Below are 25,177 nucleotides of genomic sequence, written 5' to 3'. Positions count from 1 at the left end.
GACATGAATGCTCCGAAACGTTCCTACCCGCGCGCAGTGCCGCATACCGACGGCGAGATCACGCTGCGCCTGATGACCGAGGCCGACGCCGCGGGTGTGCTGGCCTTCGCCCAGGCACTGCCCGCGCACGACCTGCTGTTCCTGCCGCGTGACATCACGCAGCCCAAGGTGATGGACGCTTGGGTGCGCGCCATCGTGCGCGGCACGATCCTGAGCGTGCTGGCCGTGCGCGGCGAAGTGGTGCTCGGCTGCGCCGGAGTGATCCGCGATCCGCATTCCTGGTCGGTCCATATCGGCGAGGTGCGGGTGCTCTTGTCGCCTGCGCTGCGCGGTGGCGGCGTCGGGCAGCAACTGGCACAGGAAGCGTGTGCGCTGGCACTTGAGCACGGGCTGGAGAAGCTGGTCGCGCAAATGACGGTGGACCAGCGCGGTGCGATCGCGGTGTTCCAGGCGCTCGGGTTCCGGCCCGAGGCCCTGTTGACGCAGCACGTGAAAGACCGGCAGGGCGTGGCGCACGACATCGTGGTGCTGAGCCACCATGCGGCGCAGGTCGAAGCGCAGATGCAGGCGTATGGGATGAACGAAGCGTTCTGACCTTGGCCCACCGCCACGAACGGCCAGCATAATGGTCGCGCAGATTGAACAGGCAAATGAACAAGCGCCGCCGACTTCTTTTTGCGCTTGGTATGGGCGTGCTCGCGTGGGCGGACGCTGGACGCGCGCGGGCGCCGGAAAAAGTCCGCCAGATAGGAGTGCTCTCGCCGTTCTCTGCTTCTGTTGCGGCGCCCTTGCACCAGGCATTCCGATCAAGTCTCAGCGACCTCGGATGGGTCGAAGGAAAAAACGTCAACATCGAGTACCGCTATGCGGAGGGGAGCGGCAATCGCCTTGACGACCTTGCAGCGGATCTCGTGCGTCTCAAGGTTGACGTCATCGTGACTTCCGTGACTGCCGATGCTCTTGCTGCCCATAAGGCTACTAGGACTATCCCAATCGTTGTGGCGGTGGGTGACCCTGTTGCTCTTGGCCTGGTTGAAAGCCTGGCGCGCCCCGGCGGCAACGTCACAGGGCTATCGACAATGAGCGTCGAGACCGCCGGAAAACGGCTGGAGCTGCTCACGGATCTGCTTCCCAAGCTCTCTCGCGTGGCGGTGCTGTGGGATCCACAGTCCCCAATCTCCACACTCGCTTGGAAAGAAACTCAACTTCCGGCACGGCGGCTGGGAGTCCAGCTTCATTCACTGGAGGTGAGAAGCTCCGATGAACTCGACCAGGCAGTCGAAAGCGCGATCCGCTCGCGCGCTGATGCCATCGACGTCATGCCAGGCCCCGTGTTCACATCGAATCTAAAGCGGATTGCGGATCTGGCGGCAAAGAATCGTCTGCCTTCGATATTTCCATTTCCAGCATACGCGGACGCTGGTGGGCTTGCGACGTTTGGCCCAGACCGTGTCGACTTGTTCCGGCGTGCCGCCACCTTCGTGGACAGGATCCTCAAGGGTGCAAAACCCCGCGATCTGCCGATCGATCGGGCCATCCGGTTCGAACTGGTGATCAACATGAAAACCGCCAAGGCGCTCGACATCACGATCCCGGAATCGGTTCTGGTGCGTGCCGACCGGCTGATCAAGTGATGGGCGCGAGCGAACGCTTCTGGTCAAGAACGGCGTCGAGGGGCTGCTTTATGGGATCCACATTGAATGGCCGGCGATGGCCGGGACTACCTGTTCGTCAAACTCGCCGATAGCAGCCCTTGGCCAACAGCGGGATCACGTCGAGGGTCAGCAGCTCCGAAATAAGCAGAGGTTCGGGCAAGCACTTGAGGGCCAGCGGGTTGTCTGCTTGGACATTCCTGATCGCTACCAGTTCATGCAGCCCGAGCTCGTTGAGCTACTGGCCGCAAAGGTTGGCCGGCACCTGGGCGCCCTTCAGGCTGGACGACAGGTAGGCTTGCGCGAATGAGTTCGACGAGTCAACCTCCCGCAACTTTTCGCCTTCCAAGAGGAGTATGAGATGGCGCGTCAAATTGTCTTCACCACTAAGGCTGCCAAGCCGCCGGCGCTCTACAGCCAAGCCGTAAAGGCGGCCGGGCTGGTGTTCGTCTCCGGAACTGCACCGATTGATGCCACCACCGGCGCAATCAGAGGTACCACGATCCAGGAGCAGACTGCCCAATGCCTGACGAACATACGTGCCATCCTCGAAGAAGCCGGCAGCTCGATGGACAAGGTGGCGAGCATGACAGTGGTGCTCGCCGATGAAGATGATTTTGCTGGCATGAATGAGGAATGGCTGAGATGGTTTCCCTCCGACCCGCCTGCTCGCCAGGGTGCAAAGCTGCCCGCTCGTATTCCGGGACTTAAAGTGTCCATTGCAGCGATTGCTGAGGTTTAACCCTGCTAGGCAGCCGCGGGAAGCGAACGCTGCGCAGACGCATTGGTCAAGGTCAGCTTTTGGAGAGAGCACGAGGTCCGCTATGGGCCGGCCCTACCCTGCCCTCCACCGGCGGCCGTCGTGCGGCAACTGTCGCGCCGAAGTACAAAATCAGCGTTCGGTCCGGTACGAGATGCGAGCATGAGCCGCCGCAGCGATCCGTTGAAAATCATCCGGGCCCTCAGGGAGGGCCTTGGTCAACCGTCCGTCGAAGATTGGCTGAGGACCAGGACAGATGAGCAAGGGCGCTCAGAGAGTCGCGGGGCTATCGAGATGCGACCTTTGAGCGCTCGAATTCGAACACCGAGGTCTTCCCGTTCGCAGTGACCTCAAACCTGATCGTGTCATCGGGCTGGGGATACGGATCGCAGCAACTCTTCAGGATCAGTTCGCCCGAAACCATGTGCAGAGGATCCACCGTGTTGGCCTGCAGGATTGAGTTGGCTGCTTGCTCCTGATTCTGGGCGTTGAACTCGAGCTGCTGGACCCCGAGCCCCGTCGCGCCACCAATCGCTGCGCCGGCGACGATGCCTGCCAATGGGTCATAGACCCGAACGGTATTGGCACCGGAGAACGTCGTCACCCCTCCCCGCCCTGCCACGTAGCCGTTGTAGTTCGAGCTGTACGTTCGGTGCGAGGCCCCATAGGCAGCAGCGCCAGCGGCCAAGCCTCCAACAATGGCCAGCGCGATCTGCTGACTCTGTTTTTCACTCCTGATCTCGGCAATACGTTCCGTGTAAGTGTAGATGGGGACCGGCTGGCCACGAAAGTACGCTTTGACGTTGTCAGTCGTGAAGTTGACAGGCGCTCCACCGTTGTTCGCATAGCCGATCGTGAAAGTCGGCATCGTCGGGCCCTGCATCTTGAAGGTGGGGTACATGAATATTTCCTGTACCTCATCCTTCTCGATGACGCTCCCCACGCCCTGGGTGTACTTGATGGTCTGGACCGGACCATTGGCCTTGCCCGAATACGTGACCATTGAGCTGCAACCGCTCATTGCGACGGCCACTGCCGTCACGAGGGCGACCTTGCTCTTGAGGCCAAGCTTCGCGCTGGCCAGCGCGAGATGGGCGCCGCGCTCGTTGACCGGTCCATGCATCGAGCTCGCGCGAGTGTTCGACATATCTTCTCCAACAGTGGCGGTCAATGGCAGCCAAACTGATCGCAGGTCTGGCTGAATGCGTTCCCTCGACTGTCGGTGCCGTTGATGAACGTGGTGTTGCCGACACGCTGGGCCGTGCTGTTCCAAGTGTTGCCGTTGGCGGCCGTCCCGTTCGTGAACGTCGAATTGCCGACGCGGTGGCTGGCCTGACTCCAGTTGTGGCCGTCGGCGCTGGTGCCCTGAACGTTCGTCGAGTTTCCAAAGCGTTGGACGTTGTACGTGTTGCCCGAGGCGTCGGTGCACGTCTTGAACGCGTCCGAGCCGAAACACCCGGCGTGGGCTGCGGAAGCGAAGAGGGAGAGGCAGGCCGCCGCAATCGCGGCAAGACTGGCGGATTTCATGATTTGATCTCGAAGACGGGCAACATCGCCCACGCATGCACTCAGCTGTGGTGCATGCGTCGGTGTCTGTCGTGGTGCCCCTGCCGGGGTGCGCCTCAAGAGGCCTCGTCGCTGAGCACCTGGAAAGCCGCCATGAAGAATGCTCGAGTGACGCTGATCTCGCGTGGCGACTGACCACCGGTGTGCTTTCGCCACTGCTCGGACTGCACTTCGAAGAGGCGCGCCATTTCAAAGGCCGTCAGACCGAAATGCTCCTTGAGCACGTGGAGATCCTGCGGCGTTGGCGCCTGGTAGTCGCTAACGGGGGCGTGATCCGCATCGGGAGGGTCGCCTGGTCGTCGCTGGAGGCCGTCACTTGGGCCGAGATGCTGGTGCTGATTGATTCATCGGTGTACGTCCTTGAAGGGTTGAGGGCGCTGCGCTATCGCTGCACCACGTCTCGGATTTTACCGACCCTTTAGGTCGTATACGGCAATAGTTGAGCGAAGTGCTCCGTGCACTAGTTCACGATAGTCCCTGCGGGCCTCAGGGTGCGTACCAGCCTTGCCCGCTCGGTGAAATCGCCGAAACCTTCGAGACAGGGGATGCAATGCCGACAAGGTCAACCGGCGGCGCAGTGCAGTGGGTCGTGCCGCCCGATGGAGGGATGCCCGCCTTTCTCGAGGTCTGGTAGCCCGTCGAGGTGGAACCGGCGCAGGCCCGACTGACCGTGGAAGCGCCCGATGGAACGGTTCTTTCCGCAACACCCGGATTCGTGGAGGCGCCCGCGGCACGCTGGTTGATCACGCTGACTCGCGCGCGCAAGAACGGCGCCATGGCGCTCGTCGCGGTCTCTCCGACCGCCGGAGGCCAGGGCTGCCAATCGCGGCAGCCGCCGGCCCACACGGCATCTGGAAAGTGTCGGTCGACCGGATCGAGGGATGCACCGGCGAAGCGCACCTCTACATTGCGCGCGCCGACCATGACATGGGCGCGCGCCGCCGTGCCCGGGCGAGCTACCTGCGCGACAAGGCTTCGGACGACGCGCGCTTTCGCCAGCCTGCACTGCGCGATGAGGAAGCACCGCGATCGGTGGTCCGTCGCGCAGGAACCCTCAACGGCGTTGCCACCGGCGCCGCCAGCCGCGTGGCCGCGGGCTACGTGGGCGATTGGACAGACTCGACCCAGGACCGTCGGCCCTCGAGCTACTCCTCCTCGGGACCGTCGCGCGATGGCACGAAGGTCGGCCCGGACTATGCGTTCATGACGGACCACTCGCTCGCCGTGAAAGGCGTGCGGGCTTCGGGGGTGCGAACGGGCACGGTGGCGCGGCTGGTGGGCACCAGCATGGCGGCACCGCAATATGCGCGCGAGCTCGCGGTCGCATCAAAGCGATCGGCTGACAAGGCCAACGAAAAGGTCGCTCCGCCGCCTATCGATCCGCGCTTCGGCAAGGGACACAGGAGACCGCTCAAGAGGCCCCGAGCCAGCCAGCCGGAGTGATGAAAGAAGATGCCGACGCGGCGGCGACTACGAAACTCTGTGCCGCGCCACGGACCCAGTTCGGTGCCAACGTGCGGGGAGGGACACCTATGCTCTTCAGTCACTACGTTGCTCGTCCGCAATGCCCGTCATCACTGGAGCTTTCCCATGTCGCTGCAAGATTTCAAGGTTCTCACGTTCGATGTCGTCGGCACGTTGATCGATTTCGAGGGTGGCATGCTCGCCTACCTGCGCGCCTCGGCGCCCGAATCTCGCGTGACCGATGACGACTTCCTGGCCGCCTACCGCCGCGCGCGCGCCGACGGCAAGGCCGGGTGGTATCCCGACGACCTGGAGCGCTGCTGGCATGCGATCGCACCGGAACTGGCCCTGCCCGACACCGATGCGATGGCGCGCGGCCTGCGCGATTCGGTGGCGAACTGGCCGGCGTTCCCGGATTCGGTAGAAGCACTGAAGCGACTTGGCAAGCGGTTCAAGCTGGTGACGATGACCAATGCGCAGCACTGGGCTCTGGCCCATTTCGACCGGACGCTGGGCTCCCCCTTCGACATGCTGCTGAGCTGCGACGACGCGCTTTGCGAGAAGCCCGACGCGCGCTACTTCGCCTATGCGCGTGGCCGCTTCGAAGGCGCCTGGGGCTACAAGCAAGCGGACAACCTGCACGTGGCGCAGAGTCAATACCACGACATCGGCATCTCGAAGCAACTGGGCATCACGACCTGCTGGATCGAGCGGCGCCATGCGCAGAAGGGTTCCGGCGGCACGATCGAATCCACGCACACGCAGCCCGACTACCACTTCCACACGTTGGCCGAGCTGGCCGATGCCGTCGAGGCCGGCCGTTGACGCTCCAGGCCATCGCTGCGCCGGTCGAGGACCTGCTGCCCGAGCTGATCGCGCTGCGCCGCGATCTGCACGCATATCCCGAGCTCGCTTTCGAGGAGCGGCGTACGGCCGGCGTGGTGGCGAATGCGCTGCGGCTCCTCGGCCTCGAGGTTCATGAAGGCCTGGGCGGCACCGGCGTAGTCGGTACGCTGCGCTGCGGCAGCGGCACCCGCAGCGTCGGTCTGCGCGCCGACATGGACGCACTGCCGATGGCCGAGCTGGGGCGCGCCGCACACACCAGCCGCACGCCGGGCGTGCACCATGGCTGCGGCCACGACGGCCACACCAGCATGCTGGTCGGCGCCGCGCGCCAGCTGGCGCGCACGCGGCGCTTCGACGGCACGGTGCATTTCATCTTCCAGCCGGCCGAAGAAGGCAGGGGCGGTGCGCGCGCGATGATCGAGGACGGCTTGTTCGAGCGCTTCCCATGCGACACCGTGTATGCGCTGCACAATTGGCCCGACCTGCCGCTCGGACAGGCGCAGACGCGGGCCGGCCCGATCATGGCCGCGGCCGACCGCTTCGACATCGTGCTGCGCGGCCGCGGCGGCCACGCCGCGCAGCCGCATCACACGCCCGACGCCATCCTCGCCGCGAGCCATCTCGTCGTGCAGCTGCACACCATCGTCTCGCGCCGCATCGACCCCGCCGAATCGGCGGTGCTGTCGGTCACGCGCATCGAGGGCGGCCACAGCCACAACGTCCTGCCGGCGGAGGTTTCGGTCACCGGCACCGTGCGCAGCTTCGACCCCGCCTCGCAAGACCGTATCGAGGCCGCGCTGCGCGCCACCGTCGACGGTGTGGCGCTGGCGAGCGGGACGCAGGCGGAGGTGCGCTACGTGCGCTACTACCCGGCGACCGTCAGCACCGCGGCCGAGGCCGCGCTCGCGCTTGCCGCGGCAACGGCCGTCGGCCTGCAGGCCGGCATGGCGCCCCGCGCGGCCTTCACGTCGGAGGACTTCGCCTTCATGCTCAAACACCGGCCAGGCGCCTACCTGTGGCTCGGCCAGGGCCGGGCCGATCCGGGGCCCGACGGCGAACGCGCGCTGCACCATCCGTGCTACGACTTCAATGACGATGCGCTCCCGCTGGGCGTGCGCTGGTTCTGCGAGGTGGCCGAACGCGCTCTGGCGGCGAATCCCGTCCGCGCATCCCCCTGACCCCTTCAACCATTGCACTCTTCAATCCCCATGAGCATCACCGTTCTGCACCAATCGGCCATCATCGGCGGCCTGCAAGACCAGGGCACGCCCGCACGTCCGCTGAGCCAGCCGCCTTGCCGGCTGCGCGGCATCGACGTTGAACTTGTCGGCGCCGGCGGCAACAACAGCGGCATCTGGGAATGCGAACCCGGCCGCTTCGAGCGTCAGCTGGCCAACGCCGAAGTCATGCACATCCTCACTGGCGCGTGCACTTTCACGCCGAGCGGTGCCGCGGCGCTCGAGATCCGCGCGGGCGACACACTGTTCTTCCCGGCGCACACCACCGGCGAATGGCATGTACACGAGACGCTGCGCAAGGTCTTCGTCGTGATGGCCCTGTAGCAGTCAGGAAGCCAGCCCAGATCAGCCGGCGCCACGCGTGAAGCGGCAGGAGGCGGCCCCTTCAGGCCGCCTGCCTGGTCAGCTCGGAAGCAAAGCGGCCGATCGAGAAGCACTCGATCGGCGTCGACGTGCGTCCCGTGGCGATCAGCTCGGCCATCGTCTCGCCCACGCCGGGGCTGATCGCGAAACCTTCGCCATTGAAGCCGAAGGCGTAGTGCAGGCCGGCCACGCGGGCGCTGGGCCCGATGACCGGCTGCCAGTCGCCGGTGTAGCCCTCGATGCCGCTCCACACGCGGATGAGTTGAACGTGCTCGAAGGCCGGCACGAAGCGGCGCAGCTCGCGCAGCTGGCGCAGCACGTTGTCGGGCTTCACGTAGGCGCGGACCGAGTCGGTGTGGGCCGGTCCCTTGAGTCCACCGCCGAAGACGATGTTGCCGCGCGCGATCTGCCGGAAGTACAGGCCCTCGTGCTCGACCGGCGAGGACACACCGATCGACGGGCCAAGGGCATAGGGCAGCGGTTCGGTCACGCCCATCTGCGGTCCGCGCGCGTCCATCGGCACGGCTTCGCCGAACTGCTCGGCCATGCGGTTCGACCAGGCGCCGCAGGCGACGAGCAGCTGCGGCGCGCGGAAGCGCCGACCGTCCGCGGTGTGCGCGACGAAGCCCGCACCATCGTGCTCGACGTGCATGACTTCGGCGTGCTCGACGATGTTCGCGCCCGCACGCCGCGCCGCCCGTGCAAAGGCCGGACCGGCCAGGCGCGGATTGGCATGTCCGTCGTTCGGCGAGAGCGAGCCGCTCACGACCTCGGGAGCAAAGATGCCCCAGCGCCGGCGCAACTGCTCGGCGCTGAACAGTTCAAGGTCCAGGCCCAGCGGCTTCACGTCCCGCACGTGCTGTTCCAGCACCGCGGCCTGCTTCTCCGTGTAGCACACGCGCAGGTGGCCGTAGGGCACGAATTCCAGGTCCTCGCCCAGCAGCGTCTTCACTTGCCCCCAGACGGCGCGTGCGCGGTTCGCCAGTGGCATCTGGGCCAGCGCACGGCCCTGCCGGCGCACATTGCCGAAGTTGGTGCCGCTGGCCTGACGGCCGACCAGCTCGCGCTCAAGCAAAGTGACCGTGAGGCCATGGTGGTGGCGCAGGAAGAAGGCCGCGGTGGTACCCATCAGGCCTCCGCCCAGCACCAGCACATCGGTGTCGTGCGTTGTCCGGTTCATGCGCTTGCTTCCCTCGTGTTCATCATCAGCGGCTTGACGGGTGCCTGCGAGCGCAGACGGCCGACGAACTCCACGGGCACGCCACAGGCCTGTGCGACGATCTCGGCCGATGCATGGCCGCAGAAGCGGCCCTGGCAGCGCCCCATGCCGACGCGGCTGAAAGCCTTGGCGCGATTGACTTCGCGGCTGTCCATCTCGTCGACGCAGCGCCGCAGTTCGCCCACTGTCACGGCTTCGCAGCGGCACACCACCGTATCGTCGGGCAGCGCCGCGGCCTGCGCATGCGGCCACGGAAAGGCGCGCGCCAGGCCTTCACGGAAACGGTCCATCCGCGCCAGCGTGCGCCGCAGCGCGGTGGACTCGGCGTCGTACAGCGCGCGACCCGGTGTATGGCCCAGGTCGACGAGCGCCGCCAGCGCGGCCAGCCGGCCGGCCGCTTCGGCGCCATCGGCACCGAGGATTCGGGCGCCGTCTCCCGCGAGATAGACGCCGCGCGTGCTGCTGCGTCCATCGGCATCGATGCGCGGCAGCCACTGCCGGCTCACCCTGTCGAAGTCGAACTCGCAGCGCGCGAGGTCCGCCAGTTGCGTCTCGGCGCGCAGATGCCAGCCGAGGCCGACCGCATCGCATTCGAAACGGTGCTCGCGGCCCTGCGCGTCACGCACTGCGACAGCCTGCACGCCGATGGCGACTTCGCCATCGATGCGCAGCGGCGTCACCCCCTGCAGCAAGGTCACGCCAGCACCGCGCAGCCCGCGGATCAGGGCCAGGCCGCGCAGCGCCAGCCGCGGGCGCGCGAGCAGCCCGGTCACGGCGCCCCAGGGCTTGGTGGCCGGCGCGGTGTCGAGCACCGCCGCGACCTGCGCGCCAGCCTGCACGTACTGCGACGCCACCAGGTACAGCAACGGACCGCTGCCGAGGAAGACAACACGTGAGCCAATCGCGCACGCCTGTGCCTTCAACGCGATCTGCGAGGCGCCCAAGCTGTAGCAGCCGGCGCGATGCCAGCCGGGCACGGGCATCAGGCGGTCGGTGGCGCCGGAGCACACCAGAAGCGCATCGAAAGGCAGTGTCTGCGGTTCGCCGTCGCGCACGACGTGCAGCGCACCCTCGCTCAGGTTCCAGGCCAATGTGTCGCTGCGATAGTCGATGTGATCGCGCAGCGCATCAAATTCGCTGTGCAGCGCCTGTGCCTTCGCGGCTTCTGTGCCGTAGAGCTTGGCGTAGGGTCGCTTGAAGCCTTCGGGCTGGCGGCGATAGATCTGCCCGCCATCGCATCGGCCCTCGTCGATCACGATGGGCCGCAAGCCGGCCTGCACCAGGGCCTGCGCCGCGCGCACGCCGGCGGGACCCGCTCCGACCACGACGATGCGCGGCACCGATCGCGGTGTCCCGCTCATGACTCGGCTCCCAGCGCGTGGCGCGCCAGAGACTGCCGCAGATCGGGCGTGGCCGGCCAGTGCTCGGCGGGCGGGCGCGTGAGCACCGACATGCCCGCAACGACCGCCGTCGAGCATGCGCGCAGGCGCTCGCCGGCCGGCGTCCACACCCAGCAGTCCTGGCAGGCGCCCATCAGGCAGAAGCCGGCGCGTGTGCCGTCCCCGAACTCACTGTCGCGCACGCGTCGGCCATGGCTGAGCAGCGCCACCAGCAGCGTGTCACCCGCCAGCGCGGTGGCCGTCTGCCCGTCGATCCGCAGCGTAAGCGAAGGTCTGTCGATTTCCGCCAGCCGCACGAAGCGGGCGGGCGGCTGGGAGCGAGGGGATGATTCGGGCATGGACAGATCAAGAACGCCGTTCAGCGCTGGTGGGGGAACAGCCGTTCGATCGGACAGTGCGTCTTGATGAACGGCGACTTGATGACGATGTAGCTGAAGTACTTTGCAATGCCGATGTTGCGTTCGAGCAGTTCCTCGATCACTTCCTGGTAGTGGTTGACGCCGCGCGTCAGGAAGCGAAGCAGATAGTCGTAGCCGCCGCTGACCAGGTGGCACTCGAGCACCTCGTCGACCTCGCGGATGGCGGCCTCGAAGCGCACGAAGTCCTCGCGGTGATGGTCCGACAGCGTGACCTCGGTGAACACTGTCAGCGTGTCGCCGAGCTTCTCGAGCCGCAGGTGCGCGCCGTAGCCGGCGATGTAGCCGGCCTGCTCCAGCCGCTTCACGCGGATCAGGCAGGGGCTGGGCGAGAGGCCGACCGCGTCCGCGAGGTCCACATTGGTCATGCGCCCGTTCTTCTGCAATTGGGCCAAGATGCGCAGGTCGAGTCGATCGATCTTGAATGCTTCTGTCATGGCGGTGCCGGAAGTCGAGGAGAGTCCGATTCTGCGTCGGTCCGGGCCTGTGTGCGCGGCAGGTGGGTCTCAGGCAGCCAGCGCCGTGCGAACGTCCGGCGCCTCGAGGACTTCGTCCAGCGTCCTCTTCAGCCGCGCGAACAGTTGCGCGAACTCATCTTCGGTATAGGTCAGTGCCGGTGCGAAGCCGAGGATGTGATCGGCGAACGAACGGAACACCAGGCCGTTGCGGTAGCCCGCGGCGAAGATGCGGTCGGACAGCCCGAGCGCCGCATCGAAACCGCGTTTGCTTGTCTTGTCGCTCACGAGCTCGAGCGCGCCCAGCAGGCCGCGGTGACGCGCGTCGCCCACCAGCGGATGCGCGCGCAGGGCATCCAGCCCTGCCGCGAAGTGCGCCGCGCCGCGCTGACCGTTGGCGAGCACGCCGCCTTCCTCATAGAGGCGCAGCACCTCGAGCGCCACCGCCGCGCTGACCGGGTGTGCCGAATAAGTGGCGCCGTGTCCGATCGATGCGCCCGCCGACGCGCCGTCGGCGATCCCGGCGTAGACCTTTTCCGACATCATGGTCGCGCCCATCGGCACGTAGCCGGCGGTCAGGCCCTTGGCCATGGTCATCAGGTCAGGCTCCACGCCCTCGGCCTCGCACGCGAACATGGGGCCGGTGCGGCCGAAGCCGGTGATGACCTCGTCCACGACGAAGAGGATGTCGAGTTCGCGCGCGGCCTCGCGCATGGCCTTCAACCAGCCCTTCGGCGGAACGATGACGCCGCCCGAGCCCTGGATCGGCTCGCAAAAGAAAGCGGCCACATGGTCCGCACCCAGCTCGGCGACCTTGGCGCGCAAGGCCGCGACCGATGCGGCGATCAGTGCCTGCGGATCGGCGCCTGCCGGATGGCGATAGGCGTTGGGCGATGGGATGTAGTGCTGCGTGGGCAGCGGCAGGTCGAAGCCGCGATGGAAGGCCGGCAACGCGGTCAGCCCCGCGCCCGTGGACGATGAACCATGGTAGCCGCGCTCGAGCGCGATGAACTGCTTCTTCGAGGGTTTGCCGATCGCGTTGTAGTACTGCACGATGAACCGCACGGCGGCATCGACCGCCTCGGAACCGCCGAGCGTGAGGTACACGCGGGTCAGCGATGGCGGCGTGAGCTGCACCAGCTTCTCCGCCAGGCGAATGGCCGGCTCGCTGCTGAAGTGGAAGTACCCGGTCGCATACGGCAAGCGCCGCATCTGCTCGGCCGCGGCCTGCACCACGCTCTCCTGCCCGTAGCCGACATTCACGCACCACAGGCCCGCAAAGGCGTCGAGCAGTTCCTGGCCGTTATTGTCGGTGAGCCACACGCCGCGGCCCGAGGCGAGTACGGTGGGACCGCGCTGCTCGTGCACGCGCCAGGGCGAGACGGGATGGATCAAGTGAGCGCGGTCGATCGCGTCGAGCGCGGCCTGGTTGGGCAATGCGGTGGGGTGCGTCATGGCGGTGTTGGATAGAGCGAGAGCGGAAGAAGCTTTCGATGCCTTCAGCTTATGTCGCACAGCTTCGGATCTGGTGCTGCTTTGGGGGCGTTGCGCGAAGCACGCTGCGGTTATGTTCGCTGCAACAGCAGATCCTGTTGTCTCCTCAAGTGGCGCCTCAAGACCCAGTCCGGGAACACCGCGGAACCGGCTGTGCCGCGGCCGCCCGTGTTGCCCCGCAGGGGGTGGCGACTCCACGAGGTGGGCAAGCCTGGGGGTGTGCCTAGTACCCTCGCGCACGATCGACCAGGCCGACCATCGACTCACCGGCTTCGAAGCGGCGCAGGTTGTCCAGCACCACCTGCGCAGCACTCAGCGGCTGCGTCATGCTCGCGATGTGGGGCGTCAACTGAATGCGTGGATGGCGCCAGAAGACATGTTCCGGCGGAAGCGGCTCGGGATCAGTCACGTCGAGCACGGCATCGCCGACCTGTCCGCTTGCGAGCGCGGCCAGCAGGTCGCCTTCGACGAGGTGCGGCCCGCGACCCACATGCACGAGGCCGGCGCCGGACGGCAGCATCGAAAACAGTCGCGCGTCGAGGAAACCGCGCGTCGAATCGGTGAGCGGCAACAGGCACACGAGGATGTCGGTACGCGCGAGGAACGCGGCCAGCTCGTCCTCGCCCGCATGGCATTGCACGCCGTCGACCGCGTGCCGCGACCGGCTCCATCCCGCGCAATCGAAGCCCATGCCGACGAGCTGGGCCAGTACGGCCTGCCCCAGCGAACCGAGCCCGAGAATGCCGACGCGTCGTTCGCCTGCGGGTCGTACTGGCAAGGGGCGCCACTGGCCTTCCTGCTGCAGGCGTCGGTATTGCGGCATATCGCGATGCAGGTCGAGCACGGCGTGCGTGACGTACTCGACCATGCCGCGCACGATGCCGGGCTCCACCATGCGCACCACCGGCAGTTCGACCGGCAGCGCTGCGAAATCGAACTGGTCGACGCCGGCGCCCGAGGAGAACAGCACCTCGAGATTCGGAAACCGTGTCGCGAGATCGTCCGGGGGCTCCCAGGCCGCGAGGAAGCGCACGCGCAGCGGATCACCAACGTCGGGCCAGATCCGAAAGTCGATCTCGGGCGCGCGGTGCCGGAACACCTCGGCCCACTGGCGGCCTCGCACCGGGTCGGATTTGTAGAGGAAGGTGGACGCGCCCATCGCCGACTTCAACCGACGGCCTGGGTCACGATGGCGAACAGCGCCGGTCCGCCGAGCGGCGTGGCGAGTGGCGCGCCGCGCACCATCGTGGTCGGCGCGTCCACGCGCGGCAGGCCGATGTCTTCGAGCCAGTCGACCAGCCCGCTGTCGACGTCGATGTCGATGCGCGTGAAGTGGCCGGCGTTCAGGCTCACAAGGTGAGCGATCAGTGCCTTCGCGCCCTCCGCGTCGGGTGCGACGACGGGACCAATGGCGTGCCCACGTCCGAAGCGGCGCAGCATCGCGAAGCCGCGCGGCTCGTTGTCCTGGTCGAGCACCACGCAGGCATCGGCAGTGGCCAGCAGGTCGGCGATCAGCGCATCGCGCGGCATGCCGCGCGCCGCGGCATCGAGCGCCTGCAGCGCCTGGACTTCATGCAGGCCGGCCGGCCGCAGCCGCCAGCCCGGCCGCAGCGCGACCAGCGGCGCCGGCTGCGCGACGCTCTGATGCTGCCGCAGTTCGCCGGTGCGCACGAAGCCCAGCCGCTCGTACAGGCCCCGCCCTTCGGTGGTCGCGTGCAGCAGCACGGTGTGGTCGTCCAGTCCGTTGAGCAGCGCGCTCATCAGCCGGTGCCCGATGCGGCGGCCCCGGCAGGCCGGTGTCACGATCACGAGGCCGATGGTGGCGTGGCGCTCGCCCCAGCGCCAGCGCAGGCCCGTGGCGATGATTTCGCCGTCGCGCTCGGCGACGATGCCTTCGGCATGCGCAAACACCTGCGCCCAGTCAGCCGGGCGGTGCGGCCAGCGCAACTCGGCCGACAGCGCGTGCGCGAGCGGAAGGTCGGCCGGGGTCATCGGTCTCAGCGCCACGCCATCCACGGCGGGTGCATTCAGGGTGTGCTCGGGCATCGGAAAGGTCTCTCTGCGAAGGGAATGGCGCGTCAATCTTGGACGACATCGGCGCGCTGCACCAGACCGAAATCGAGGTTCACCGCAACTTGCAAGCTTCACCTGCGAAGGCGCCGGGTTTTGCAATTCAATGCGTTGAGGCGCTTGCTTACGCACACAAATGCTGCGCCATCCTGCCTAGCATCGACCGGCATTCCTGCGACTTTCCAACGCCTCTGCCAACATGCAAGTCTTCGACCCCCGACAGATCCACGTGCCCTCGGGCCATTTCATCGGCGGACGCCTCGTTCCCGACGCCGGCCGCATGGTCGTTCAGCGGCCCTCCGACGCGCAGCCGCATGCCGAGCTCCCGCTGGGTGATGCCGACACGGTGGACGCCGCCGTGCGCGACGCATGGACCGCCTGGCGCCGCAGCGACTGGGCGCGCGGTGCGCCGCGCGAGCGCGCACGCGTGCTGCGCCGCTGGGCCGACCTGATCGAAGCCGACGCGACGCGGCTCGGGCCGCTGGAGGCCGTGTGCTCCACGCGCCCAGTGCGCGATGCCGTCGCTTGGGACGTCCCCTTCACGGCCGAGGGATTGCGCTTCTTCGCCGAGTACGCGGACAAGCTCGGCGGCGAGGTCGCAGCGACGCGCCACGACCACCTCGGCATGGTGGTGGCCGAGCCTTATGGCGTGGTCGGTGCCATCACACCGTGGAACTTCCCGCTGGTCATGATGTCGTGGAAGGTCGGTGCCGCGCTCGCCGCCGGCAATGCGGTGGTGCTCAAGCCGTCGGAACTGACACCCTTCTCGGCGCTGCGGCTGGCCGAGCTGGCCATCGAGGCCGGCGTCCCGCCGGGCCTGTTCAATATCGTGCAGGGCGATGGACGCACGACGGGCGACGCGCTCTCGCGGCATCCTCTGATCTCGAAGATGACCTTCACCGGCTCCACGCGAACGGGTGCTGCGATCATGTCCGCCTGTGCCTTGCATGGCCCCAAGCCGGTCACACTGGAGCTGGGCGGCAAGAGCCCGCAACTCGTGTTCGACGACGCGCCCGACGCCGACCGCCTCGCCGGCATGATCGCAGGCGCGATCGCGGGCAATGCGGGCCAGGTGTGCGTGGCCGGTTCGCGGCTGATCGTGCAGCGCGGCATCGCGGAGGCACTGGTCGAGCGCATCGCCGCCCGCTTCGAGGCGCTGCGCCCGGGCGCGACCTGGGACGACGCGGCCACGCTGCCGCCCATCATCTCGGCGCCGCAAGCCGGGCGCATCCTCGACATCGTCGATCGTGCGCGCGACGCGGGCGGCCGCATCCGCTGCGGCGGTGGCTTGTTCGACGCCGGCCTTGGCGGCGCCTACTTCCGCCCCACGCTGATCGAGGGCGTGGACGCGGCGAATCCCGCCGTGCGGGAAGAGATCTTCGGGCCCGTACTCACGGTCCAGACCTTCGACGACGAAGAAGAAGGATTGGCGTTGGCCTCCCACGAACACTACGGCCTTGCCGCCGGTGTGCACACCGCGGACATTGGCCGCGCGCTGCGCGCGATGCGAGGCATCTCGGCTGGCACCGTCTGGATCAACCGCTACGGACGCAGCGCGGACTTCGTCATTCCCACCGGCGGCTACCACCAGTCGGGCATCGGCAAGGACTTGGGGCGCCAGGCGGTCGAGGCCAACCTGCGCTTCAAAAGCGTGCTGATCGACTTCGCGGCGACGCACTGAGGTGCATGGCCGCACGCATCGAGGGCAGACCGCATGGCATGCCGCCGCACCCCCCGCAAACCGCAGCTTTCGTGCGGCGAGGGCCGCATTTCCCTACATCCCCAGTGCAACAGCGTGCTGCAATCACTTCGTAATGAGTTTGTCGCAATTGCCGCATAAGGCAGGCGACCCGCCCCGGTCGGCAACCGGTTTGACACAGGATCAGCAACCATGACCTTCCGTCCCAAGTACGTGACTTTCGACTGCTACGGCACCCTCACGCGCTTTCGCATGGGCGAGATGACCCGCGACATCTTTGCCGACCGCGTGCCGGTCGAACGCATGGAACAGTTCATCGCGGATTTCTCCAGCTATCGCTTTGACGAAGTGCTGGGCGACTGGCAGCCTTACGAGGTAGTGCTGAAGAACGCTGTGCGCCGGCTTTGCAGGAAGTGGAAGCTGCAGTACCTGGACAGCGACGCGCAGAAGTACTACGACGCCGTACCGACCTGGGGTCCGCATGAGGACGTGCCCGCGGGGCTGGCCAAAGTCGCGAAGGAGATTCCGCTGGTGATCCTGTCGAACGCGTCGGACGACCAGATCCAGAAGAACGTCGCGATGCTCGGTGCACCCTTCCACCGCGTCTACACCGCGCAGCAGGCCCAGGCCTACAAGCCGCGGCTGAAGGCCTTCGAATACATGCTCGACTCGCTCGGATGCAACCCCGAGGATGTGCTGCACGTGTCCTCCAGTCTGCGCTACGACCTGATGTCGGCGGACGACATCGGCATCGTCAACAAGGTGTTCGTCAATCGCGGCCATGGGCCGGGCAACCCGGCCTACCGCTATGTCGAGATCGCCGACATCGGCGGCCTGCCCGGCGTCGTCGGCCTCTGATTTCCTTCACTCGACCCGCCCGCCCGACGCCATGAAGCTCGACTCCTATTGGACCGATTCGGCACCCGCGTTCGTCCCCGAGCGGCACGATCTGCCGGCGCAGGTCGACGTCGCGATCGTGGGCGGCGGCTTCACCGGCCTGTCGGCGGCCCTGGCGCTGGCCCGGCGCGGCGCCCGTGTCGTCGTGCTCGAAGCTGGCGAGCGCGTGGCGGCCGAGGCCTCGGGCCGCAATGGCGGGCACGTCAACAACGGGCTCGCGGTCGACTATGCCGACGTTGCCGCCAAGGTCGGCGTCGAGCGGGCGCGGGCCTGGTATCGCGCCTACGACGACGCGGTGGACACGGTGGCGCGGCTGGTGCGTGACGAAGCCATCGACTGCGACTTCCTGCGCCACGGCAAGCTCAAGCTCGCCACGCGGGCGAACCAGATGGCCACGCTCGAACGCAGTGCGCAGCGCCTGGTCGACGATGGCGTGGACACCGACGTCGAGATCCTCGACGCGGCACGCGTGCGCGCCGAAGTTCAGAGCGACCGCTTCCATGGCGGCCTGCTCTACAAGCGCAGCGGCCAGATGCACATGGGCCGCTTCGCCCAGGGCCTGGCGGCAGCGGGGCAGCGCAACGGCGCGCAGGTCCACACCGGCACCGGCGTGCGCCGCATGGAGCGCCTGGGCCAGGGCCACGCGCACAGGCTGCACACCGAACGCGGCACCGTCACCGCGCAACAGGTGCTGTTGGCCACAGGTGCGACACGCCATGGCGGCTACGGCAGCTTCGGCTGGCTGCGCCGGCGCATCGTGCCGATCGGCAGCTTCATCGTGGTCACCGAGCCGCTCGGCGCGGAACGCGCGAACGCCCTGCTCGCGGCCCGGCGCACCTACGTGACGGTGGCCAACATCCACCACTACTTCCGTCTCACTGCCGACCACCGGCTGGTGTTCGGCGGGCGCGCGCGCTTCGCGGTCTCCAGCCCGCAGATGGATGCCGCGAGCGGCGAGATCCTGCGCGCCGGCCTGGCCGAGACCTTCCCGCAACTGCGCGACGTACGACTCGACTACTGCTGGGGCGGCCTGGTCGACATGACGCAGGACCGCCTGCCCCACGCCGGCGAGCGCGAGGGCCTGTATTACGCGATGGGCTACAGCGGCCACGGTACGCAGATGTCGGTCCACATGGGCGAGTGCATGGCCGCCGTGATGGGCGGCGATGCGAGTGCCAACCCCTGGCGAGGCCGCGACTGGCCCGCCATCCCCGGTCACTTCGGTCCGCCCTGGTTCCTGCCGGCGGTGGGCCTGTACTACACGCTCAAGGACAGGATGGCCTGACCGTCCCCTGGAGCCCGCGTCTTCGTTTCGTGTACCTGAACCTTTGCCACCGACCCACAAGGAGTACCCCACCATGAGCGACAGCAGCAACAAGAGGTTCGAAAGCCTCGTCGGTCCCGGCGAAAGCCTTCGCGTGATGGAGTCGCTCAAGCGCGGCGCCACGCGGCGCGACATCCTGACGATGCTGATGGCCGGCGGCATGCAGGCCACCCTTGCCGGAGGCCTCGCGGGCATGGCGGTCACCGCCCATGCGCAGACGCCACGACGCGGCGGCCGCATCCGGGTCGCGGGCGCGACCGCCGCCGCGACCGACACGCTCGATCCGGCCAAGCAGTCGAACCAGACCGACTACTCGCGCTGCAACATGATCTACAACGGCCTCACTTCGCTGGACGGCAGCCTGACGCCGCAGCCCTCGCTGGCCGATTCGTTCACCACCAAGGATGCGAAGACCTGGGTCTTCACACTGCGAAAGGGCGTGGTGTTCCATGACGGCAAGGCGCTGTCGCCGGCCGACGTCGTGTACTCCGTGATGCGCCACAAGGACCCGGCCACCGCCTCCAAGGCCAAGGTGCTGGCCGATCAGATCGACAGCGCCAAGGCCACCGGCCCCAACGAGGTGACCTTCGTGCTCAGCGCACCGAATGCCGATCTGCCGGTGATCCTGGGCACCTTCCACTTCCACATCGTCAAGGAAGGCACCACCGACTTCAACGCCGGCATCGGCACCGGCCCCTACAAGCTCAAGGAATTCAAGCCCGGCGTGCGCTCGCTGGTGGTGCGCAATGACGCCTACTGGAAGCCCGGCAAGCCCTACCTCGACGAGATCGAGTTCGTGGGCATCGGCGACGAGAGCGCGCGCGTCAATGCGCTGCTGTCCGGGGGCATGGATCTGGTGGGCTCGGTCAATCCACGCTCGGTCGAGCGCGTGAAGGGCACGCCCGGCTATGCGATCTTCGCCACGCAGTCGGGCCAGTATTCCGACCTGGTGATGCGCAAGGACATGGGTCCCGGCGCCAACCCGGACTTCGCCCTCGCGATGAAGTACCTGTTCGACCGCGAGCAGATGAAGAAGACCATCGCGCTCGACTATGCGGTGGTCGCCAACGACCAGCCGATCGATCCGACCAACCGCTTCTATTTCGCGGGCCTGCCCCAGAGGCCCTTCGACCTCGACAAGGCCAAGTTCCACCTGCAGAAATCCGGCATCACCGGCAAGGTGCCCGTGGTGGCCTCGCCGGCGGCCCTGTACTCGGTGGAGATCGCGCTCATGCTGCAGCAGACCGCGCAGCGCGCCGGCCTCGAGCTGGACATCAAGCGCATGCCGGCCGATGGCTACTGGTCGAACCATTGGCTCAACAGCCCGGTCGGCTTCGGCAACGTGAATCCGCGCCCGAGCGCCGACGTGCTGCTGACGCAGTTCTTCCAGTCGGGCGCGGCCTGGAACGAGTCACGCTGGAAGAACGAGAAGTTCGACCAGTTGCTGCTGGCCTCGCGCGCCGAAACCGACCTGGCCAAGCGCAAGCAGATGTACGCCGACATGCAGACGATGATCCACCAGGATGCCGGCATCGGCATCCCGCTGTTCCTTGCGAGCATCGACGGCCACACGTCCAAGCTCAAGGGGCTGTCGCCAGTTCCGCTCGGCGGCCTGATGGGCTACGCGTTCGCCGAGAACGTGTGGCTCGAAGCCTGAGCCGCGCGCGCCGGACCGCATTGGAAGACCTTCCATGAACCTCGTGATCCTCAAGCTCCTCGGCCAGCGGATCGCGCTGGCGCTGCTGTCGCTGCTGGCGGTGTCGGTGATCGTCTTCTCGATCACCGCAGTGCTGCCCGGCGATGCCGCGCAGGAGCAGCTCGGCCAGGACGCCACGCCCGAGGCCCTTGCCGCGCTGCGCGCGCAGATGGGCCTGGACGTGCCTGCGCCCGAGCGCTACCTCAACTGGCTGCTGGGCATGGCGAAGGGCGACCTCGGCCGCTCGGCCACGACGCAGATGCCGGTGGCTGAGCTGGTCGCCAGCCGCCTGCCCAACTCGCTGCTGCTTGCGGCGGTGACGGCGCTGTTCTCCGTGCCCATCGCGCTGGCGCTCGGCATCGCCTCGGCGGTGTGGCGCGGCTCCTGGTTCGATCGCGCGGCCTCGACCTCGGCCGTGGCGGTGGTCTCGGTGCCGGAGTTCCTGGTCGCGACGCTGGCGGTGCTGGTGTTCGCGGTCAAGCTGCGCTGGCTGCCGGCGCTTTCTTTCGTCAATGACATCGAGTCGCTGGGCCAGCTGCTGCGCGCCTTCGCGATGCCGGTCCTCGTGCTGTGCTGCGTGATCGTCGCGCAGATGATGCGCATGACGCGCGCCGCGGTGATCGACCAGCTCGAAGCGCCCTACATCGAGATGGTGCGGCTCAAGGGCGCCTCGCCAATGCGCATGGTGCTGGCGCACGCGCTGCCCAATGCGGTGGGCCCGATCGCCAATGCCGTGGCGCTGAGCCTGTCGTACCTGCTCGGCGGCGTGATCATTGTCGAGACCATCTTCAACTATCCGGGTATCGCCAAGCTGATGGTCGACGGCGTCTCGCAGCGTGACATGCCGCTGGTGCAGACCTGCGCCATGATCTTCTGCTGCGCCTACCTGATCCTGGTGACGACGGCCGACATCTGCGGCATCGTCGCCAACCCGCGGCTGCGTCACCGCTGAACAAGAGGCAGCCAAATGGAATCATCTACCTCTACCTCGGGCGTGAGCGCGACGCCCCCCGTCTCGGCCTCGCTACCCGAGCGGGAGCGCGGCCCGCTGCGCTGGCTCGCCGGCTTCGGCCCGTCCGGCCTGCTCGGCCTCGCGGTGCTGCTGTTCTGGCTGCTCGCGGCACTGCTCGGCCCCTGGCTCGTCTCGCACACATCGGGCGCCATGGGCGGCAACAACGTCTTCGCGCCCGTCAGCGCGGCGCACTGGCTGGGCACCGACTACCTTGGGCGCGACATGCTGGCGCGCGTCATCGAGGGCGCACGCTACACGGTCGGCGTCGCGCTCCTCGCCACGCTGCTGGCCAGCGGCATCGGCACCACGCTGGCACTGCTGGCCGCCGCCAGCGGCCGCTGGATCGACGCGGTGCTGAGCCGCGGCCTGGACACGCTGACCGCCATCCCGAGCAAGATGTTCGCGCTCATCATGGTGGCGGGCTTCGGCTCCTCGGTGCCCATGCTGGTGGGCACCGCCGCCATCATCTATGTGCCGGGCGCCTACCGCATCGCGCGCTCACTGGCTGTCAACATCAATGCGCTCGACTACGTGACCGTGGCGCGCGCGCGCGGCGAAGGCACGCTCTACGTCATGCTGCGCGAGATCCTGCCCAACATCGTGGGGCCGATGCTGGCCGACCTGGGCCTGCGCTTCGTCTATGTCGTGCTGCTGCTGGCGAGCCTGAGCTTCCTGGGCCTGGGCATCCAGCCGCCAGCGGCCGACTGGGGTTCGCTGGTGCGCGAGAACATCGGCGCGCTGGCCATGGGCGGCGCCTCGGTGATCGTGCCGGCAATGGCCATCGCGAGCCTCACCATCGCGGTCAACCTCGTCATCGACAACCTGCCGGGCCGCACCGCCCGCGAAAGAGGAGCACGCTGATGGGCGCACCACTCACTGTCCAGGGCCTCAGCATCTGCGCCGGCGCGAACACGCTGGTCGACAGCCTGAACTTTTCCGTGCAACCCGGCGAGGTGCTGGCGCTGATCGGCGAGTCGGGTTCCGGCAAGACCACCACCGCGCTGGCGCTGATGGGCTATGCGCGCCACGGTTGCCGCATCTCGGCGGGCCGGGTGCAGATCGGCGGCACCGACGTGCTGGCGCTGGATGCGGCGCAGCAGCGCGCTTTGCGTGGCCGCACGGTCGCCTACATCGCGCAGAGCGCAGCCGCCTCCTTCAACCCCTCGCGCACGATCATGGACCAGGTGGTCGAGCCGACAGTCATCCACGGGCTGTGCAAGCGTGCCGAGGCCGAGGCGAAAGCCGTGCAGCTGTTTCGCGAGCTGGCGCTGCCCGACCCGGAAACCATCGGCGCACGCTATCCGCACCAGGTCTCCGGGGGGCAGCTGCAGCGGTTGATGGCGGCCATGGCGCTGATCGGCGACCCCGAGCTCGTGATCTTGGACGAGCCGACCACTGCGCTCGACGTGACCACGCAGATCGAGGTGCTGCGCGCCTTCCGCCGCGTGGTGCGCGAGCGTCGCGCCACTGCGGTGTACGTGAGCCACGACCTGGCCGTGGTGGCGCAGATGGCGGACCACATCCTGGTGCTGCGCAACGGCCGCATGCGCGAGCTGAACGCGACCGGCGCCATCCTCGCCGGGCCGGCCGACGAGTACACCAAGAGCCTGCTGGCCGCCGCCCGACCGGTGGCGCACGAATCGGGCAAGGCTGCGAACGACGACCCCGAGCTGCTGCTCCATGTGCAACAGCTCTCGGCCGGCTACGGGCCTGTGGATGCGCAGGGGCGTCCGGCCAAGCCGATCCTCCAGGACATTGACCTGAAGCTCCACCGCGGCCAGGCCATCGGCGTGATCGGCGAATCGGGCTCGGGCAAGACCACGCTGGCGCGGGCCGTGGCCGGCCTGATCAAGCCCAGCCACGGCAGCGTGCTGTTCCGCGGCCGCGAACTCAAGCCGACGCTGCAACAGCGCGACCGGGACGAGCTGCGTCGCATCCAGATCGTGTTCCAGATGGCCGACACCGCCCTCAATCCCTCGCAAACCATCGAGCGCATCCTGGCGCGCCCGCTCGAGTTCTACAAGGGGCTGCACGGCGAGCCGCTCAAACGCCGCATCCGCGAACTGCTGGATCTCGTGAAACTGCCGCACTCGGTGGCCGGGCGCCTGCCGGGCGGCCTCTCGGGCGGGCAGAAGCAGCGCGTCAACCTGGCACGCGCGCTCGCGGCCGATCCCGACCTGATCCTCTGCGACGAAGTGACGTCCGCGCTCGACACCGTGGTCGGTGCGGCGGTACTCGACCTGATGGCCGAACTGCGGCGCGAGCTCGGCGTGTCCTACCTGTTCATCAGCCACGACCTGCACACGGTGCGTGCGGTGTGCGATGAGATCGTCGTGATGCAGCACGGCCGCAAGCTCGCGCAGGTGGCACGCTGCGACTACGAGCGCGGACCGCACCACCCCTACTACGAACTGTTGGCCCGTTCGGTGCCCGAGCTGCGCCAAGGCTGGCTGGACGACATGGACCGCAAGGCAGCGGCGGCGACATGAGGAAAACAGAAATGACACCCACCTTCCGAATCGCACTGATCGCCGGCGACGGCATCGGCAAGGAAGTGATGCCCGAGGGCCTTCGCGTGGTGCAGGCCGCCGCGGCGCGCTTCGGCTTCGAGCTCGACTGCCGCATCATCGACTGGGCCAGCTGCGACTACTACGCCGCGCACGGCCAGATGATGCCGGACGACTGGAAGGAGCAGCTGAAGGGCGTCGACGCGCTGTACTTCGGCGCCGTCGGCTGGCCGCAGACAGTGCCAGACCACGTGTCGCTGTGGGGATCGCTGCTGAAGTTCCGACGCGAGTTCGACCAGTACATCAACCTGCGGCCGGTGCGGCTGTTCGAAGGCGTGCCCTGCCCGCTCGCGGGTCGGCAGCCTGGCGACATCGACTATCTCGTGGTGCGCGAAAACACCGAGGGCGAGTACACCGCGCTTGGCGGGGTGATGTACGAAGGCACCGAGCGCGAGATCGTGATCCAGGAGTCGGTCTTCTCGCGTCATGGCGCCGACCGCGTCCTGAAATACGCGTTCGAGACCGCGAACGCCCGCGAGCGCAAGCACCTGACGGTGGCCACCAAGAGCAACGGCATCGCGATCAGCATGCCCTGGTGGGATGGCCGTGCCGACGCGGTCGGTCGGGACTACCCGGGCGTAAAGGTCGACAAGCAGCACATCGACATCCTGTCGGCGCGCTTCGTGCTGCAGCCCACGCGCTTCGACGTGGTGGTGGCAAGCAACCTGTTTGGCGACATCCTCTCGGACCTCGGCCCCGCGACCACCGGCACCATCGGACTCGCGCCGTCGGCCAACCTCAACCCCGAGCGCAAGTTCCCGTCGCTGTTCGAGCCCGTGCACGGCTCGGCCCCGGACATCTACGGGCAGAACATCGCCAACCCCATCGCCATGATCTGGTCGGGTGCGCTGATGCTGGACTTTCTGACCCAGGGTCAGGGCGCCGGGCGCGCTGCCCACGACGCGATCCTCGGCGCAATCGAGGCGGTGCTGCGCGAGGGCCCGCGCACGCGCGACCTCGGCGGCTCCGCGTCCACCACCGAGTTGGGCATCGCCATCGCCGAGCGCGTCGCGGAGGCCTGATGCCCTCATGGCGAGTT

Annotated in this window: 25 protein-coding genes; 15 read left to right on the top strand and 10 right to left on the bottom strand. The window is 67.5% G+C overall.

The window, feature by feature from the left end:
• The first annotated feature begins 3 nt into the window (after positions 1-3).
• From QTH97_RS27720 to QTH97_RS27710, 3 genes are all read left to right on the top strand, one after another.
• Positions 4-594: a GNAT family N-acetyltransferase gene (locus QTH97_RS27720; protein ID WP_286571741.1), complete on the top strand. Its 591-nt coding sequence runs from the start codon at positions 4-6 to the stop codon at positions 592-594.
• Positions 595-650: 56 nt separating this feature from the next.
• Positions 651-1,634, top strand: a complete 984-nt coding sequence (locus QTH97_RS27715; protein WP_286571740.1) for an ABC transporter substrate-binding protein — start codon at positions 651-653, stop codon at positions 1,632-1,634.
• A 379-nt stretch (positions 1,635-2,013) separates the two neighbouring features.
• Positions 2,014-2,394, top strand: a complete 381-nt coding sequence (locus tag QTH97_RS27710; protein WP_286571739.1) for a RidA family protein — start codon at positions 2,014-2,016, stop codon at positions 2,392-2,394.
• 304 nt (positions 2,395-2,698) lie between these two features.
• On the opposite strand, the gene QTH97_RS27705 is transcribed toward QTH97_RS27710, so the two are convergent.
• The 3 genes from QTH97_RS27705 to QTH97_RS27695 form a co-directional block, all read right to left on the bottom strand.
• Positions 2,699-3,559 (bottom strand): hypothetical protein, encoded by an 861-nt coding sequence (locus tag QTH97_RS27705; protein ID WP_286571738.1) that lies wholly within the window; start codon positions 3,557-3,559, stop codon positions 2,699-2,701.
• Positions 3,560-3,579: 20 nt separating this feature from the next.
• The gene (locus tag QTH97_RS27700; protein WP_286571737.1) at positions 3,580-3,939 is read right to left on the bottom strand and encodes a hypothetical protein; all 360 of its coding nucleotides are present in this window, start codon (positions 3,937-3,939) and stop codon (positions 3,580-3,582) included.
• 95 nt (positions 3,940-4,034) lie between these two features.
• On the bottom strand, positions 4,035-4,202 hold the full coding sequence (locus QTH97_RS27695) for a hypothetical protein (RefSeq protein ID WP_286571736.1): 168 nt from the start codon (positions 4,200-4,202) through the stop codon (positions 4,035-4,037).
• A 634-nt stretch (positions 4,203-4,836) separates the two neighbouring features.
• Here QTH97_RS27695 and QTH97_RS27690 point away from each other — a divergent pair.
• From QTH97_RS27690 to QTH97_RS27675, 4 genes are all read left to right on the top strand, one after another.
• Positions 4,837-5,421, top strand: a complete 585-nt coding sequence (locus tag QTH97_RS27690) for a hypothetical protein (RefSeq protein WP_286571735.1) — start codon at positions 4,837-4,839, stop codon at positions 5,419-5,421.
• A gap of 147 nt (positions 5,422-5,568) precedes the next feature.
• Positions 5,569-6,267, top strand: coding sequence for an HAD-IA family hydrolase (locus QTH97_RS27685; protein WP_286571734.1), 699 nt, complete (start codon positions 5,569-5,571; stop codon positions 6,265-6,267).
• The gene (locus QTH97_RS27680; protein WP_286571733.1) at positions 6,264-7,466 is read left to right on the top strand and encodes an amidohydrolase; all 1,203 of its coding nucleotides are present in this window, start codon (positions 6,264-6,266) and stop codon (positions 7,464-7,466) included. The genes QTH97_RS27685 and QTH97_RS27680 overlap by 4 nt, the downstream gene beginning before the upstream one ends.
• Before the next feature lie 30 nt (positions 7,467-7,496).
• Positions 7,497-7,850 carry a cupin domain-containing protein gene (locus QTH97_RS27675; RefSeq protein WP_286571732.1) on the top strand — a complete coding sequence of 118 codons (354 nt, stop codon included), beginning with the start codon at positions 7,497-7,499 and terminating at the stop codon, positions 7,848-7,850.
• 61 nt (positions 7,851-7,911) lie between these two features.
• Here the strand turns inward: QTH97_RS27675 and QTH97_RS27670 are convergent, their stop codons facing one another.
• The 7 genes from QTH97_RS27670 to QTH97_RS27640 all read right to left on the bottom strand — a co-directional run bounded on the left by QTH97_RS27670 (position 7,912) and on the right by QTH97_RS27640 (position 14,919).
• Positions 7,912-9,069 (bottom strand): NAD(P)/FAD-dependent oxidoreductase, encoded by a 1,158-nt coding sequence (locus QTH97_RS27670; protein ID WP_286571731.1) that lies wholly within the window; start codon positions 9,067-9,069, stop codon positions 7,912-7,914.
• Complete coding sequence (locus tag QTH97_RS27665) at positions 9,066-10,469, bottom strand: FAD/NAD(P)-dependent oxidoreductase (RefSeq protein WP_286571730.1); 1,404 nt, start codon at positions 10,467-10,469, stop codon at positions 9,066-9,068. The genes QTH97_RS27670 and QTH97_RS27665 overlap by 4 nt, the downstream gene beginning before the upstream one ends.
• Complete coding sequence (locus QTH97_RS27660) at positions 10,466-10,846, bottom strand: (2Fe-2S)-binding protein (protein WP_286571729.1); 381 nt, start codon at positions 10,844-10,846, stop codon at positions 10,466-10,468. Before QTH97_RS27660 ends, QTH97_RS27665 begins: the two co-directional genes overlap by 4 nt.
• Before the next feature lie 20 nt (positions 10,847-10,866).
• Positions 10,867-11,361, bottom strand: coding sequence for an Lrp/AsnC family transcriptional regulator (locus QTH97_RS27655; protein WP_286571728.1), 495 nt, complete (start codon positions 11,359-11,361; stop codon positions 10,867-10,869).
• A 69-nt stretch (positions 11,362-11,430) separates the two neighbouring features.
• A complete protein-coding gene (locus tag QTH97_RS27650) occupies positions 11,431-12,834 on the bottom strand; it encodes an aspartate aminotransferase family protein (protein ID WP_286571727.1) in 1,404 nt (467 codons plus the stop codon).
• A gap of 262 nt (positions 12,835-13,096) precedes the next feature.
• On the bottom strand, positions 13,097-14,032 hold the full coding sequence (locus QTH97_RS27645) for a 2-hydroxyacid dehydrogenase (RefSeq protein WP_286571726.1): 936 nt from the start codon (positions 14,030-14,032) through the stop codon (positions 13,097-13,099).
• Positions 14,033-14,040: 8 nt separating this feature from the next.
• Positions 14,041-14,919 carry a GNAT family N-acetyltransferase gene (locus QTH97_RS27640; protein ID WP_286571725.1) on the bottom strand — a complete coding sequence of 293 codons (879 nt, stop codon included), beginning with the start codon at positions 14,917-14,919 and terminating at the stop codon, positions 14,041-14,043.
• Between the two features lie 223 nt (positions 14,920-15,142).
• Between QTH97_RS27640 and QTH97_RS27635 the strand changes: the two genes are divergently transcribed.
• The 8 genes from QTH97_RS27635 to QTH97_RS27600 all read left to right on the top strand — a co-directional run bounded on the left by QTH97_RS27635 (position 15,143) and on the right by QTH97_RS27600 (position 25,160).
• Positions 15,143-16,624, top strand: coding sequence for an aldehyde dehydrogenase family protein (locus QTH97_RS27635; RefSeq protein WP_286571724.1), 1,482 nt, complete (start codon positions 15,143-15,145; stop codon positions 16,622-16,624).
• Between the two features lie 210 nt (positions 16,625-16,834).
• Positions 16,835-17,500, top strand: coding sequence for a haloacid dehalogenase type II (locus QTH97_RS27630; protein ID WP_286571723.1), 666 nt, complete (start codon positions 16,835-16,837; stop codon positions 17,498-17,500).
• A 31-nt stretch (positions 17,501-17,531) separates the two neighbouring features.
• On the top strand, positions 17,532-18,824 hold the full coding sequence (locus tag QTH97_RS27625) for an NAD(P)/FAD-dependent oxidoreductase (RefSeq protein WP_286571722.1): 1,293 nt from the start codon (positions 17,532-17,534) through the stop codon (positions 18,822-18,824).
• 73 nt (positions 18,825-18,897) lie between these two features.
• Complete coding sequence (locus QTH97_RS27620; RefSeq protein WP_286571721.1) at positions 18,898-20,520, top strand: ABC transporter substrate-binding protein; 1,623 nt, start codon at positions 18,898-18,900, stop codon at positions 20,518-20,520.
• Positions 20,521-20,554: 34 nt separating this feature from the next.
• A complete protein-coding gene (locus QTH97_RS27615; protein ID WP_286571720.1) occupies positions 20,555-21,511 on the top strand; it encodes an ABC transporter permease in 957 nt (318 codons plus the stop codon).
• Between the two features lie 15 nt (positions 21,512-21,526).
• Positions 21,527-22,432: an ABC transporter permease gene (locus QTH97_RS27610; RefSeq protein ID WP_286571719.1), complete on the top strand. Its 906-nt coding sequence runs from the start codon at positions 21,527-21,529 to the stop codon at positions 22,430-22,432.
• Complete coding sequence (locus tag QTH97_RS27605) at positions 22,432-24,060, top strand: ABC transporter ATP-binding protein (protein WP_286571718.1); 1,629 nt, start codon at positions 22,432-22,434, stop codon at positions 24,058-24,060. Before QTH97_RS27610 ends, QTH97_RS27605 begins: the two co-directional genes overlap by 1 nt.
• Before the next feature lie 11 nt (positions 24,061-24,071).
• The gene (locus QTH97_RS27600; RefSeq protein ID WP_286571717.1) at positions 24,072-25,160 is read left to right on the top strand and encodes a tartrate dehydrogenase; all 1,089 of its coding nucleotides are present in this window, start codon (positions 24,072-24,074) and stop codon (positions 25,158-25,160) included.
• Positions 25,161-25,177 lie beyond the last annotated feature (17 nt).

Origin of the sequence: Variovorax gracilis (assembly GCF_030317115.1) — a bacterium.
In the GTDB taxonomy this organism is placed as follows: Bacteria; Pseudomonadota; Gammaproteobacteria; order Burkholderiales; family Burkholderiaceae_C; genus Variovorax; species Variovorax gracilis.
The sequence above is the reverse complement of the archived record's forward strand: the minus strand, read 5'-3'. Positions and strand labels throughout refer to the sequence as shown.

Coding starts and splice junctions, on each gene's coding strand:
- QTH97_RS27720 (WP_286571741.1), top strand. CDS start 4: ATGAATGCTCCGAAACGTTCCTACCCGCGCGCAGTGCCGCATACCGAC.
- QTH97_RS27715 (WP_286571740.1), top strand. CDS start 651: ATGAACAAGCGCCGCCGACTTCTTTTTGCGCTTGGTATGGGCGTGCTC.
- QTH97_RS27710 (WP_286571739.1), top strand. CDS start 2,014: ATGGCGCGTCAAATTGTCTTCACCACTAAGGCTGCCAAGCCGCCGGCG.
- QTH97_RS27705 (WP_286571738.1), bottom strand. CDS start 3,559: ATGTCGAACACTCGCGCGAGCTCGATGCATGGACCGGTCAACGAGCGC.
- QTH97_RS27700 (WP_286571737.1), bottom strand. CDS start 3,939: ATGAAATCCGCCAGTCTTGCCGCGATTGCGGCGGCCTGCCTCTCCCTC.
- QTH97_RS27685 (WP_286571734.1), top strand. CDS start 5,569: ATGTCGCTGCAAGATTTCAAGGTTCTCACGTTCGATGTCGTCGGCACG.
- QTH97_RS27675 (WP_286571732.1), top strand. CDS start 7,497: ATGAGCATCACCGTTCTGCACCAATCGGCCATCATCGGCGGCCTGCAA.
- QTH97_RS27670 (WP_286571731.1), bottom strand. CDS start 9,069: ATGAACCGGACAACGCACGACACCGATGTGCTGGTGCTGGGCGGAGGC.
- QTH97_RS27665 (WP_286571730.1), bottom strand. CDS start 10,469: ATGAGCGGGACACCGCGATCGGTGCCGCGCATCGTCGTGGTCGGAGCG.
- QTH97_RS27660 (WP_286571729.1), bottom strand. CDS start 10,846: ATGCCCGAATCATCCCCTCGCTCCCAGCCGCCCGCCCGCTTCGTGCGG.
- QTH97_RS27655 (WP_286571728.1), bottom strand. CDS start 11,361: ATGACAGAAGCATTCAAGATCGATCGACTCGACCTGCGCATCTTGGCC.
- QTH97_RS27650 (WP_286571727.1), bottom strand. CDS start 12,834: ATGACGCACCCCACCGCATTGCCCAACCAGGCCGCGCTCGACGCGATC.
- QTH97_RS27645 (WP_286571726.1), bottom strand. CDS start 14,032: ATGGGCGCGTCCACCTTCCTCTACAAATCCGACCCGGTGCGAGGCCGC.
- QTH97_RS27640 (WP_286571725.1), bottom strand. CDS start 14,919: ATGCCCGAGCACACCCTGAATGCACCCGCCGTGGATGGCGTGGCGCTG.
- QTH97_RS27635 (WP_286571724.1), top strand. CDS start 15,143: ATGCAAGTCTTCGACCCCCGACAGATCCACGTGCCCTCGGGCCATTTC.
- QTH97_RS27630 (WP_286571723.1), top strand. CDS start 16,835: ATGACCTTCCGTCCCAAGTACGTGACTTTCGACTGCTACGGCACCCTC.
- QTH97_RS27625 (WP_286571722.1), top strand. CDS start 17,532: ATGAAGCTCGACTCCTATTGGACCGATTCGGCACCCGCGTTCGTCCCC.
- QTH97_RS27620 (WP_286571721.1), top strand. CDS start 18,898: ATGAGCGACAGCAGCAACAAGAGGTTCGAAAGCCTCGTCGGTCCCGGC.
- QTH97_RS27615 (WP_286571720.1), top strand. CDS start 20,555: ATGAACCTCGTGATCCTCAAGCTCCTCGGCCAGCGGATCGCGCTGGCG.
- QTH97_RS27610 (WP_286571719.1), top strand. CDS start 21,527: ATGGAATCATCTACCTCTACCTCGGGCGTGAGCGCGACGCCCCCCGTC.
- QTH97_RS27605 (WP_286571718.1), top strand. CDS start 22,432: ATGGGCGCACCACTCACTGTCCAGGGCCTCAGCATCTGCGCCGGCGCG.
- QTH97_RS27600 (WP_286571717.1), top strand. CDS start 24,072: ATGACACCCACCTTCCGAATCGCACTGATCGCCGGCGACGGCATCGGC.